Raw genomic sequence first — 12247 nt, 5'->3', positions numbered from 1 at the left:
ATATGTCTAAGGGATTACTGGTAGTGTTGTCCGGCCCATCTGGGGTCGGGAAGGGTACTGTATGCAGCGCTTTGCGCAAACGGGTGCCGGAATTGATCTATTCTGTATCGGCGACAACCCGTCAGCCTCGTCTTGGTGAAGAACATGGTGTGAACTATTTCTTCAGAAGTCATGAAGAGTTCCAGAACATGATTGCTGAAGATCAATTGTTGGAACATGCGGAGTATGTTGGTAATTATTACGGAACACCGCGTGATTTTGTAGAGAAAACGATTAACGAAGGCCGCGACATTATTCTGGAGATTGAGGTTCAAGGCGCGTTAAAAGTGAAAGAGAAATTCCCGGAAGGGATCTTTGTTTTCCTGCTTCCTCCTTCATTGGACGAGCTGAAAGATCGCATTCAGGGCCGTGGTACCGAAAGCCAAGCGACCATTGATCACCGGATGTCTGTGGCGGTTGATGAGATCAGTCTGCTGGAGCAGTATGATTACGCTGTTGTTAATGATGAAATTGATTTGGCGTGCAAGAGAATAGAAAGCATCATAATCGCCGAACATTGTAAGATCAATAAATAATCCCTTTTGCCGCTGCAGAATGCGATATAAGTGGGGCAGTTGTCATATCATATACTGAAGCACTCCTTCTCGGAATGCCCGGGTGTGAAGACATGCCACATCAGTTCTGTCAGGCGGCAACTTGTGATTATACTAATGCGAAGAGGTGTTTGTTAATATGCTGTATCCTTCTATTGATGAAATGATGAACAAAGTCGACAGCAAGTATTCCCTTGTTGTTGCTGCTTCCCGCCGGGCTAGACAGCTACGTGAAGGTGAAAAAACGGATTTAAGAGGTGCGAGATCCCATAAACAAGTTGGCGTTGCACTGGAAGAAATCTATGGAGACCTGCTCGTTGTCATCAAAGGACAGGACGAAGAAGAAGAGTAAGCCGCCTGCGGCTGCTCTTCAACTGCATACGGCGCAAGCCGGATTAATTGACAACCGCGAGGTTGTTATTTTTTTACGAATAAGCATATTTTAACGGAATCTTACTTAGACGTCGTATAAATATCGGGGGAAATAAACATGTTGAACGGTAAAAAAATCGTGCTTGGTGTGACTGGCGGCATAGCCGCTTACAAAGCGGCAACATTATGCAGCAGACTGGTGCAAAAGGGAGCGGATGTTCATGTGATCATGACAGCTTCCGCTACACAGTTTATTACCGAATTGACGCTGCAAACGTTGACCCGAAACACCGTATATACGGATACATTTGATGAGCGTGAACCGGCAGTCGTATCTCATATTCATCTGGCCGATCTGGCTGATCTTGTTCTGGTTGCTCCGGCAACAGCCAATGTGATTGCCAAGATGGCGCATGGCATGGCAGATGATATGCTCTCAACAACTCTTCTTGCGACGACAGCCCCTGTCATGATTGCTCCAGCGATGAATGTACATATGTATGATCATCCAGCTGTAAAGCATAATATGAACCTGCTTGTTGAACGGGGCGCCATGATGATCGAACCGGGTGAAGGTCTGCTTGCGTGTGGATATGTGGGCAAGGGACGTCTGGAAGAACCGGAGAGCATTGTGGATGTGGTAGAACGTTTCTTTGAACAGAAAGAATCTGCAGACATTAGTCGGCAGGGACAAGCTTCATTGTTACAAGGCAAGAAGGTTGTCGTTACGGCTGGAGGTACGATTGAGCGCATTGATCCAGTACGATACATTACGAACGATTCATCTGGCAAAATGGGATTTGCCATAGCCGCAGCTGCGCGTGATCTGGGGGCAGATGTGAAATTGGTTATGGGCAGTACCCAAGCCAAGCCACCGGAGAACGTTGAGTTGATCCCTGTACAGTCTGCACAGGATATGTATGAAGCGGTAACACGCGAGTGGGACGATGCTGATATCGTGGTTAAGGCGGCGGCAGTTGCCGATTATCGTCCAAAGGAAGTTTATACCGAGAAGATCAAGAAGAAAGGCGACACGCTGTCGCTCGAACTTGTTAAAAATATAGATATTCTTGAAACGCTGGGCAAACAGAAGACCCATCAATTTTTGATTGGTTTTGCTGCGGAGACTCAGTCAGTTGAGATGTATGCACGTGAGAAATTGGAACGGAAAAACTGTGATCTGATCGTAGCCAATGATGTAACCCGCACGGGTGCAGGATTTGGAACAGACACCAACGCGGTACATATCTATGACCGGGAAGGTTTGGTGGAGGAGCTTCCAGTGATAGCCAAGGACGATGTGGCTCATCGGTTGCTCCAGATTGCGGCGGAGCGCATTGCCGGGAGGAATTAGGATATGGAGATTGCCAAGGTCATAGTCGATGTTCCCGTGAAGGAAACAGATCGGCCGTTTGATTACCTGGTACCTGAATCGATGAGAGAATGGATCGAGATTGGCAGCCGGGTGGGTGTGCCTTTTGGTCATCGGACGGTGCAGGGATTCGTGATTGATCTTGTGCCGCGTACCGGAGAGGAAACATTCAAGCTTAAGCAGATTCAGGAGTTACTGGACATTGTTCCCCCGTTGTCAAAGGATTTGGTTGAGTTGGCCGAATGGATGAGTGGACGTTATGCCAGTAACCGGATTTTGTCATTGCAGGTCATGGTGCCGACGGCATTGAAAGGGAAAGCAGAGCGATACATCTCGCTGGGAGATGCACTTGATGGACAGATGGCGGGTGCACAACCGGATGATGAGGTGTTATTTGTTTGGGGAGAAGAGTCTACGACTGAGAAAGTACAGCAGGATATCATCCGTTTTGTCAAAAGTCGGGGTCAGGTACCGCTGCAACAACTGAGTCGAAAATATCCCAATCATGCTGCACTAATTAAGAAATTATTGCTTGGTGGTGTACTGCTGGAAAGTCAGGCCATCAAGGACAAGTTAAATAAAAAAACGATGAAGTCCGTTGATCTGGCTGTAGATATTGCTGCTGCTCAGGAAGCACTTGCTTCATTCCCGGCGAAAGCACAGCGGCAAAAGGAGATTCTGGCTTTTTTGCTGGAAATGAAAGAACTGCTGCCCATGCCGATGAAAGAAGTGTTATCTACACTACAGGTATCGGCCGCGACGATTAAAGGGCTTGAGGAAAAGGGACTGATCGTCACCGAGGACGTTGAGGTCTTCCGTGACCCGTATCAGGGCAGGACGTTCAAAGCGACTGAACCGCTGGTTCTGACCGATGAGCAGAAACTTGTCTACGACAATATCAATGGCCGATTGCAGGAACAACGTCATGGGGTATTTTTGTTACATGGTGTTACGGGAAGTGGCAAGACGGAAGTCTATCTTCAAACCATTCAACAATGCATCGAACAGGATCGGCAGGCTATCGTACTGGTGCCCGAGATTGCACTCACACCACAGATGGTAGAACGTTTTAAAGGGCGATTTGGGGACCAAGTTGCTGTTATGCACAGTCGTCTGTCTGGCGGTGAACGTTATGATGAATGGCGCAAGATTCGTGAGGGTCAGGTGAAGGTTGCGATTGGGGCGCGTTCAGCCGTATTTGCTCCATTCAGTCGGCTTGGGTTGATCATTATGGATGAAGAACACGAGACTTCCTACAAACAGGAGGAAACTCCGAAATATCATGCCCGTGATGTGGCGGTAAAAAGAGCACAGCAGCATCAGGCCGTGGTTGTTCTGGGTTCAGCGACACCTTCGCTGGAAAGTTATTACGCGGCACGATCGCAGAGTAATGATGATTTTGCACCACTCTTACTGGAGATGCCAACACGGGCACTGGGGAACAAGCTGCCTGAAGTGCGGATCGTTGATATGCGTGAAGAGTTGAAGGATGGCAACCGATCCATGTTCAGCAGGGCTTTGCACAAAGGGTTGGAGGAGCGCTTGGAACGTGGTGAACAGACGGTACTTCTGCTGAATCGTCGTGGATATTCGACCTTTGTTATGTGCCGAAGTTGTGGATATGTGGCAGGTTGTCCCGAATGTGATATTTCATTGACGTACCATCAGCGCTCAAATAATCTCCGTTGTCATTACTGCGGGTATGCGGAAGCGGCTCCGGAAGTGTGTCCGGATTGTGGAAGCGAGCATATTCGATACTTTGGTACAGGTACACAGCGAGTCGAGGAAGAGCTTGCCAAGCTCTTTCCGGGTATTCGGGTCATTCGGATGGATGTGGATACAACAACGGAAAAAGGGGCGCACGAAAAGCTGCTGAAACAGTTCCGTGAGAAAAAGGCGGATGTATTGCTGGGCACCCAGATGGTTGCGAAGGGACTTGATTTCCCGGATGTAACCCTGGTTGGCGTGATAACAGCGGATTCAGCGTTGAATTTACCTGATTTCCGTGCTGCGGAAAAAACGTTTCAGTTATTAACACAGGTAGCTGGCCGAGCGGGTCGGCATCAATTGCCTGGTGAGGTGTTTGTTCAGTCCTATACGCCGGAACACTACTCCATTGGCCATGCGAGTCAGCATGACTACGTGTCGTTTGTACGTGAGGAATTGCTGCACCGTCGCAATTTGCAATATCCGCCCTACTGTCGCCTGATTCTGGTGACCTTTTCGCATGAGCAGCTTCCGGTATTGATTCGTCTTGCCGAGAACTACACGCGGATACTGAAAGAGAAGGCTAATGCAGCCGGATGGCTCGGCAGTCTGGATCGATTCAGCAATGATGCCTTTGATGTACTGGGGCCAGTAGCGTCTCCGATTCCTCGGATCAAGAATAGATACAGATTCCAATGTATGATAAAATGGCGGGGGGATGTAGACGCCATAGGACTCGCTCTGGCTACAGCCCGGCGCATGGACGATGATGTTCAGGCGCAAAAATTGCTTATTAGTCTGGATGTAGACCCGCAAATGTTAATGTAAGCATTTTGCAGCAATGCGGATGTAAACAAGCGGTATAAACATAGATTAAAATGAATACCCCAAAATACAGATATCGTCCTGAAATTATGATGAGGATTAGGAAGGTGCTTACAACATGTCGATTCGCATTATCGTGCAAGAACCAGATGAGGTGCTCCACAAGAGAGCCAAAGAAGTAACCAAAATTACACCAAATGTACAAAAATTGCTGGATGATATGGCTGATACCATGTACGATGCGGAAGGTGTGGGTCTTGCTGCGCCGCAGGTTGGTATTTTGAAACGTCTGATTGTTATTGACGCAGGTGATGAGCAAGGGCTGATCAAGATGATTAACCCGGAGATCATTGCAAGTGAGGGAGAACAATTTGGACCTGAAGGTTGTCTGAGTATCCCTGGAATTAATGGTGATGTTCGCCGTTTCGAGACCGTTACAGTTAAAGGTCTGGATCGTGAAGGTAAAGAGCTGATTATTACGGGTAGTGGCTTGCTGTCCCGTGCATTCCAGCATGAGATTGATCATCTGGATGGCGTACTCTTTACGGATGTCGCCGAGAAAGTGTACGAAATTGCAGCCGATCAAACGGGACCGCGTCGTAATTAAGGAGTGATCGATTTGAATATTGTTTTTATGGGAACACCTGAATTTGCAGTTCCTTCTCTCGATATGCTGATGGCAGAGGGGTACAATGTGGTGGGTGTGGTGACTCAGCCTGATAAACCACAGGGACGCAAAAAAGTACTTACGCCAACACCGGTTAAGGCCGCGGCAGAACGCCACGGTCTGCCGGTGTTTCAACCTGTTAAATTGCGTGATCCGGAAGCGGTAGCCCGCTTGGCTGAATGGAAGCCGGATCTGATCGTAACCGCGGCCTTTGGACAGATTCTGCCCAAAGCCGTGCTGGATATGCCTGTTCGTGGTTGTGTGAACGTGCATGGCTCTCTTTTACCGAAATATCGGGGAGGAGCACCGATTCAACGTTCCATTATTAACGGGGAATCCGTGACAGGAGTCACATTGATGTATATGGCTGAAGGCTTGGACACCGGAGATATGATCTCGCGTGTGGAACTGCCAATTACGGATGAAGATACATCAGGATCGATGTTTGATAAATTAAGTGAGGCTGGTTCAAAACTGCTTCAGGCAGAAATGCCACGATTGATTGCAGGCGAGACAACGGCGGTCCCTCAGGATGATGCTGAGGCTTCGTATGCTCGCAATCTGACTCGGGATGACGAGAAAATGGACTGGAGTCGTACTTCACGTGAACTGTTCAATCAGATTCGTGGTCTTGTGCCGTTCTCCGGTGCATTTACGATGTGGGATGATCAGGTCTTCAAAGTTTGGGCTGCAGCTAATCCCAATCAGGTGGACCTAGAAACTTCTTCAGATGCTGGACAAGCAGAGCCGGGAACGGTGCTGCAATTGAATAAGGCAGGGATTGAAGTCCGCACAGGCAATGGATCTCTCTGGTTGACTGAAGTGCAGCCAGCAGGTAAAAAGGTGATGCAGGCCGCTGACTTTGCTCGCGGTGGTACACTGAAACCTGGAACGGTGCTGCGATGAGCGGTAATATACCAGGTCGTTCGTCAGGAAAAGGCCAGCAAGCTAATGGAAATTCATCCGGACGTGAAGGAAACCGTCGTCCGAATTCGGGTAAATCGGGTGGTGCATCGCGCTCCCAGCAACCCAAAACATCTGCTCGAACATTGGCAGTCAAGGTTCTGAGTGCTGTTGAGCAAGATGGAGCATACAGTAATCTGGAGTTGAACCGCCGTCTGAAAGAGGCGGATTTAAGCCCCGCAGATGCTGGACTAGCTACCGAATTGGTGTATGGAACAATCGCCAGAATGAATACACTTGATTATTTTCTGGAACGTTACGTCGCCAAAGGAGTATCCAAACTGCAACCATGGGTTCGTAGCCTGCTGCGAATCAGCGTATATCAGATGATATACCTGGATCGTATTCCGGAGCATGCCGTGGTGAGCGAAGCGGTTAATCTGGCGAAGAAACTGGGCCATCAGGGAATCTCGGGTATGGTGAATGGAGTGCTCCGCAATATGATCCGCAATCGGGATGAACTTCGTATTCCAGAACATCTACCCGTTGCAGAACGTATTTCACTGGAGCATTCCCACCCGTTATGGATGGTTGAACGCTGGATTGCCCAGTACGGCGAAGAGACAGCGGAAGCGATCTGTCGAGCGAATAATGAGCCGCCAGCGGTGAGTGTCCGGGTCAACACAACAATGACCACACGGGAGAAACTGATGCATGAGATGACCAGTACAGGTGCAGTCGTTGAAGCCTCTCAGCTGAGTTCCGATGGAATTCTTGTACGTAGTGGCGGAAACATGGCTCTAACGTCCTGGTATCGGGACGGGTTGTTCTCTGTACAGGACGAAAGCTCCATGCTTGTCGCTGAAGCAGTTGCGCCAGAAGTAGACCAACTTGTATTGGATTGCTGCGCAGCTCCAGGTGGTAAAACAGCTCACATGGCTGAGAAAATGCAGGATCGCGGTCGTATTGTCGCGAATGATGTACATGCTCACAAGCGCCAGCTGATTCTGGATCAGGCGGAGCGTCTCGGTCTGAGCTGTATCGATGCTGTAACTGGAGATGCGCTAGACTTGAATGAACGGTACCCGGATGCGTCGTTTGACCGCATTTTGCTGGATGCACCATGTTCAGGTCTGGGTGTTATTCGCCGCAAGCCTGATGTGAAATGGACCAAAACCGTAAAAGATATCGAAGATATCGCAGGCTTGCAACGTGAATTGCTTGATCAGGTTGCGCCGTTGTTAAAATCAGGTGGTATTCTGGTGTATAGCACGTGTACGATTGAGCCTGCTGAGAATGAGGGTATGGTTGCAGACTTCTTGAATCGACATCCGGAATATAGTCCAGCAGAAACATCCGTCTGGTCTGAATCGGAGACAGCGAACTTGAAGGTTGTAAACGGTGGTATTCAGATTTTGCCACAATACGCTCACAGCGACGGATTTTTCATTGCACGGTTGACAAAAACAGCGGAATAACAGTTTAATAGAGCACGGAAGTATGACCGCCGAGGGGAACTTCGGCGGATTTCTTTGTGATGGGACTTCGATATAATTGTCAGAGAATGTGGTGACAGGGTGCGATGGCGGCATTGAGATGTTATAATGCATGAAGTACAGATATCAAGGGTATACATGGATGTAACGTGGTCTTTGTGATAGAATAGGACGAATGGAACGAAAAGAAGGAAGCCAACGAAAAGAAAAGAAGGAATAGGTGTTGACAACAAAATGAAACCTTTTATATATGATTATTCTCTGGAACAACTGCAGCAATGGGCTGTTGAGAATGGTGAGCCGGCGTTTCGCGGTGGCCAAATCTTTGACTGGATTTATGTAAAACGCGTGAATGATTTCAGTGAAATGACCAATCTGTCCAAGCCATTGCGTGAAAAACTGACAGAGCAATTTGAATTCGTAACGCTTAAGGAAATTACCAAGTTTGAATCCAAGGATGGAACGGTTAAATTCCTCTTTGGTCTTCATGATGATCATGCCATTGAGACAGTAATTATGAAGCATAACTACGGGAACAGCATCTGTGTAACCACACAGGTTGGTTGTCGTATTGGTTGTACGTTCTGTGCATCCACATTGGGTGGTCTCAAGCGTAACCTTACGGCTGGGGAGATTGTTGCCCAGGTTGTGCAGGCTCAGAAAATTCTGGATGAACGGGGCGAGCGTGTCAGCAGCATCGTAATCATGGGTTCGGGTGAACCTTTTGAAAACTATGAAGCTACGATGACTTTCCTGCGCATTATGATTCATGAAAAAGGGCTGAACATCGGTCAGCGTCACATCACGGTATCCACGAGCGGAATCGTTCCTAACATCTACAAGTTTGCAGATGAAGATACACAGATTAACCTCGCCATTTCGATCCATGCACCAAATGATGCACTGCGTTCGAAATTGATGCCGGTTAACCGTCGTTTTCCTTTTGAAGACGTGATGGAGTCCCTTCGTTATTATCTGGCCAAAACAGGTCGGAGAATTACGTTCGAGTATGCACTTATTGGTGGGGTAAACGACCAGCCAGAGCATGCAGCAGAACTGGCAAGTGTGCTTAAGAACATGTTGTGCCACGTGAATCTGATTCCGGTTAACCATGTACCTGAACGCAAATACGTAAGAACATCGAGAAGCGACATTTTCAATTTTCAGAAGATTCTCTCGGAACAGGGTGTTAATGTAACCATTCGTCGTGAACAGGGACATGATATTGCTGCCGCTTGCGGTCAGCTTCGTGCAAAGCATATGGAGTTGAGGTGAGAACGTTTTGATCAAAACAGTTCATGTGAGCCATATCGGACGAGTGCGTTCGGTGAATGAAGATTCAGCCTGGATTCGTAATCTCGATACAGGATATATTCTGGGTATTGTTGCCGATGGCATGGGTGGACATCTTGCAGGGGATACGGCAAGCCGCTTGGCAGTAGAGACGTTGGTGAAAGATCTGGGAACACTGGAACCAGGTCTGTCACATGCGTCTCTGTCTGCGGCTCTCAGCGATGCTATTTTGCATGCCAACGAAGTTATCTTCCGCACGGCATCAACAGATGACAAGTATCACAACATGGGAACAACGGTAGTTGCGGCTTTATTGAACGATACGGAAGGTGTTATTGGACACATCGGTGATAGCAGAGCCTACAAAATTGCGAACAAAGCTGTGATCCAGCTAACCGAGGACCATACACTGGTGAATGAATTGTTCAAAAATGGTCAGATTAGCAAAGAGGATGTGTCCCATCATCCACGTCGCAACGTACTAACTCGTGCGCTTGGAACAGATGCCGAGGTGAAGGTAGATCTGGATACCGTCAAGCTGGAGGAAGGCGAAGTTCTTCTCCTGTGCAGTGATGGTCTCAGTAACCTGGTCAGCAATGAGCAGATTATTCAGGTTGCCGGCAATCTGGAACTGGCATTGGAAGATCGTGCAGACCGACTGCTTCAGTTGGCTTTACTTGCTGGGGGAGACGACAACATCACGGTTGCTTTGTTCGAGTTGCAGAGGGAAGGTTCCGTGGATACGGAAACGGGGTGTGAGTCATGATTGGGCACCAGCTAGGCGGACGCTATGAAGTGATTGAGCGTGTCGGTGGTGGCGGCATGGCTCTTGTGTACAAAGCCCAGGATCTTCTGTTGAACCGGAATGTAGCGATCAAAGTTCTTAGACAACAGTTTGTGCATGACGAAGAGTTTATTCGCCGTTTCCGCAGGGAAGCACAGTCGGCAGCATCGCTGTCTCATCCGAATGTAGTCAGCATTTATGACGTGGGGCAGGAAGATGACGTTCATTATATTGTCATGGAGTATGTGGAAGGCAAAAACCTGAATGAAATTATTAAAGAACGCGCCCCTCTGCAGGTGGACGAATCGGTGCGAATCGCTTCCCAGATTGCAGATGCTCTTGATCATGCACATCATAATCAAATCATTCATCGGGATATCAAACCCCACAATATATTAATTGGCCGGAATGGCCGTGTGAAAGTTACGGATTTCGGGATTGCCCGTGCGGTTACATCTACAACGATTACGCAGACCGGTTCCGTAGTTGGTTCTGTACATTACTTCTCACCAGAACATGCCAAAGGCATCGTTACTGGTGAAAAATCGGACTTATATTCTCTTGGGATCGTACTTTACCAAATGCTTACCGGGCAACTTCCGTTTCTGGGTGAAAGTCCAATCAGTGTGGCATTGAAGCATTTGCAGGAAGAGTTCGATGAACCACGCAAATTCAATCCATTGATTCCGCAAAGTGTGGAAAATGTCATCTTAAAATCCATGCGTAAGAATCCGCAGGAACGTTATCAGTCGGCCAAAGAAATGCAGACCGATCTGGAAACTTGCCTGATGCCGGAGAGACGAAATGAAACGAAGATTGATTTTCCGGATGAGGATGATATAGACCAGACTCGCGTAATGCCAGCGATCAAGCCTGAACCGCGTGGAGTTACATCGACGGGTGCGGTGCCTGTGATGGAGTCTGACGAAGAAACTGGCAAGGGTAAAGCAAAATCCAAGAGCTGGAAGAAGCCAGCACTACTCATCTCATTAACCGTTCTTATTCTAATCGCCATGGTGGGCGTTGTATGGTATGTCAAGGGTATGCTGGTTGTACCTGAAGTAACCGTGCCTAACGTAATCACCCAGACAGAAGAAAAAGCTCGGGAAATGCTTGAGGAGAAAGGACTCGTCGTCAGTGATGAGGTCATCCGTCTGTACCAGGAAGGTGTCGAACCCGGTATTGTCTATGACCAGAGCAGAAAAGAAGGCGATGTTGTTAAAGAAGGCTCCGAGGTGCAGATCAGTGTTGGTGCAGAAAAAGAACTGGTGAAGATGATTGATGTCAAGCAAGACCCTTATGATGAGGCTGTCAAACAATTGACTGCGCTTGGCATTAAGGAAGATCAGATTCAGCGGAAAGATGAATTCTCCAATGATGTGGCCTCAGGTACTGTTATTTCCCAGACACCGGGTGTGAATGAGGAATTTGATCCTGCTTTAGTTCAGATTGAGTTAATCGTAAGTAAAGGTACTGAGACGGTCAAAATGCCTGATCTGAAAAATCATACCCGCAGTGAAGCCGAAGAAAAACTTAAATCAGTTGGACTTGTGCTTGCTCAGGTGCAGGAAGAATCAAGTTATACGGTGGACCAGGGCAAAGTGACGCAGCAATGGCCTGTGGAAGCTGGCGCAGAGGTTAGTCCTGGCGATAAGATTACAATCTTTATCAGTACAGGGTATCCGCCAGAAGCGCTGGAATATCCTTTTAATATTAATGTCTCACCCAAAGAAGAGGGCAAAAACAGTAAAATCCGTATCACATATGAAGACGCACGCGGCAAGAATCAGGAATGGGGAACACGCACCGTGAACTCAACCCAGACCTTGACCATTCCACTTGTGCTCGCTCCAAATGAAAATGGGGCTGTGTCCGTATATCGTGATGGACAGTTCCTGGATACGTATCTTGTCTCCTACAGTGAAGCCAAAAACGGAACAGTAAATGTACCTTCCATTGACCCGGAACAAAGCACTGAGACGCCGCCAGAAAATGAGCCTGATCCAGGTGAAGGTAGCGTAGATGAGGGAAGTGTTGATTCCAATCAGGAAGGTGAACCTGAGTCCACACCGGCAGACGGTGAGGGTGAGAGCGTAGATGAGGACACTTCTGCCATGAATAATGGTAAGGGGCACGGCAAGGAAAAAGAGAAGAAAAAGGAAGTCATTAACGCATCAAGCCGTCCATAAGGGCGGCTTATGCTGGCGTCTGGAGTAAATGTACCACCATCTAAAG

Annotated in this window: 10 protein-coding genes; all 10 read left to right on the top strand. The window is 48.1% G+C overall.

The window, feature by feature from the left end; genetic code table 11:
• Nucleotides 1-2: 2 nt before the first annotated feature.
• The 10 genes from gmk (at nt 3) to pknB (ending at nt 12201) form a co-directional block, all read left to right on the top strand.
• Nucleotides 3-575 carry a guanylate kinase gene (gmk, locus tag MHH92_RS20075; RefSeq protein ID WP_017687445.1) on the top strand — a complete coding sequence of 191 codons (573 nt, stop codon included), beginning with the start codon at nt 3-5 and terminating at the stop codon, nt 573-575.
• Between the two features lie 157 nt (nt 576-732).
• The gene (gene rpoZ, locus MHH92_RS20070) at nt 733-945 is read left to right on the top strand and encodes a DNA-directed RNA polymerase subunit omega (RefSeq protein WP_036614619.1); all 213 of its coding nucleotides are present in this window, start codon (nt 733-735) and stop codon (nt 943-945) included.
• A 138-nt stretch (nt 946-1083) separates the two neighbouring features.
• The gene (gene coaBC / locus MHH92_RS20065) at nt 1084-2319 is read left to right on the top strand and encodes a bifunctional phosphopantothenoylcysteine decarboxylase/phosphopantothenate--cysteine ligase CoaBC (protein ID WP_340905865.1); all 1236 of its coding nucleotides are present in this window, start codon (nt 1084-1086) and stop codon (nt 2317-2319) included.
• Nucleotides 2320-2322: 3 nt separating this feature from the next.
• Nucleotides 2323-4872, top strand: coding sequence for a primosomal protein N' (gene priA, locus MHH92_RS20060; protein ID WP_105599619.1), 2550 nt, complete (start codon nt 2323-2325; stop codon nt 4870-4872).
• 115 nt (nt 4873-4987) lie between these two features.
• Nucleotides 4988-5476 (top strand): peptide deformylase, encoded by a 489-nt coding sequence (gene def, locus MHH92_RS20055; protein ID WP_017687449.1) that lies wholly within the window; start codon nt 4988-4990, stop codon nt 5474-5476.
• 12 nt (nt 5477-5488) lie between these two features.
• A complete protein-coding gene (fmt, locus tag MHH92_RS20050; RefSeq protein ID WP_076211380.1) occupies nt 5489-6442 on the top strand; it encodes a methionyl-tRNA formyltransferase in 954 nt (317 codons plus the stop codon).
• Nucleotides 6439-7917 carry a 16S rRNA (cytosine(967)-C(5))-methyltransferase RsmB gene (rsmB, locus tag MHH92_RS20045; RefSeq protein WP_340905862.1) on the top strand — a complete coding sequence of 493 codons (1479 nt, stop codon included), beginning with the start codon at nt 6439-6441 and terminating at the stop codon, nt 7915-7917. Before fmt ends, rsmB begins: the two co-directional genes overlap by 4 nt.
• A 252-nt stretch (nt 7918-8169) precedes the next feature.
• Nucleotides 8170-9210 (top strand): 23S rRNA (adenine(2503)-C(2))-methyltransferase RlmN, encoded by a 1041-nt coding sequence (rlmN, locus tag MHH92_RS20040; RefSeq protein ID WP_036614609.1) that lies wholly within the window; start codon nt 8170-8172, stop codon nt 9208-9210.
• Nucleotides 9211-9217: 7 nt separating this feature from the next.
• On the top strand, nt 9218-9994 hold the full coding sequence (locus MHH92_RS20035; RefSeq protein ID WP_036614606.1) for a Stp1/IreP family PP2C-type Ser/Thr phosphatase: 777 nt from the start codon (nt 9218-9220) through the stop codon (nt 9992-9994).
• On the top strand, nt 9991-12201 hold the full coding sequence (gene pknB, locus MHH92_RS20030) for a Stk1 family PASTA domain-containing Ser/Thr kinase (protein ID WP_340905860.1): 2211 nt from the start codon (nt 9991-9993) through the stop codon (nt 12199-12201). Before MHH92_RS20035 ends, pknB begins: the two co-directional genes overlap by 4 nt.
• Nucleotides 12202-12247 lie beyond the last annotated feature (46 nt).

The organism is Paenibacillus sp. FSL M7-1414, from assembly GCF_038003195.1.
GTDB lineage: Bacteria > Bacillota > Bacilli > Paenibacillales > Paenibacillaceae > Paenibacillus > Paenibacillus amylolyticus.
This window is presented reverse-complemented; position numbering and strand designations above follow the sequence as displayed.

Bases quoted from the DNA above. Each gene is read 5' to 3' on its own strand.
- gmk (WP_017687445.1), top strand. From the start codon at position 3: ATGTCTAAGGGATTACTGGTAGTGTTGTCCGGCCCATCTGGGGTCGGG.
- rpoZ (WP_036614619.1), top strand. From the start codon at position 733: ATGCTGTATCCTTCTATTGATGAAATGATGAACAAAGTCGACAGCAAG.
- coaBC (WP_340905865.1), top strand. From the start codon at position 1,084: ATGTTGAACGGTAAAAAAATCGTGCTTGGTGTGACTGGCGGCATAGCC.
- priA (WP_105599619.1), top strand. From the start codon at position 2,323: ATGGAGATTGCCAAGGTCATAGTCGATGTTCCCGTGAAGGAAACAGAT.
- def (WP_017687449.1), top strand. From the start codon at position 4,988: ATGTCGATTCGCATTATCGTGCAAGAACCAGATGAGGTGCTCCACAAG.
- rsmB (WP_340905862.1), top strand. From the start codon at position 6,439: ATGAGCGGTAATATACCAGGTCGTTCGTCAGGAAAAGGCCAGCAAGCT.
- rlmN (WP_036614609.1), top strand. From the start codon at position 8,170: ATGAAACCTTTTATATATGATTATTCTCTGGAACAACTGCAGCAATGG.
- pknB (WP_340905860.1), top strand. From the start codon at position 9,991: ATGATTGGGCACCAGCTAGGCGGACGCTATGAAGTGATTGAGCGTGTC.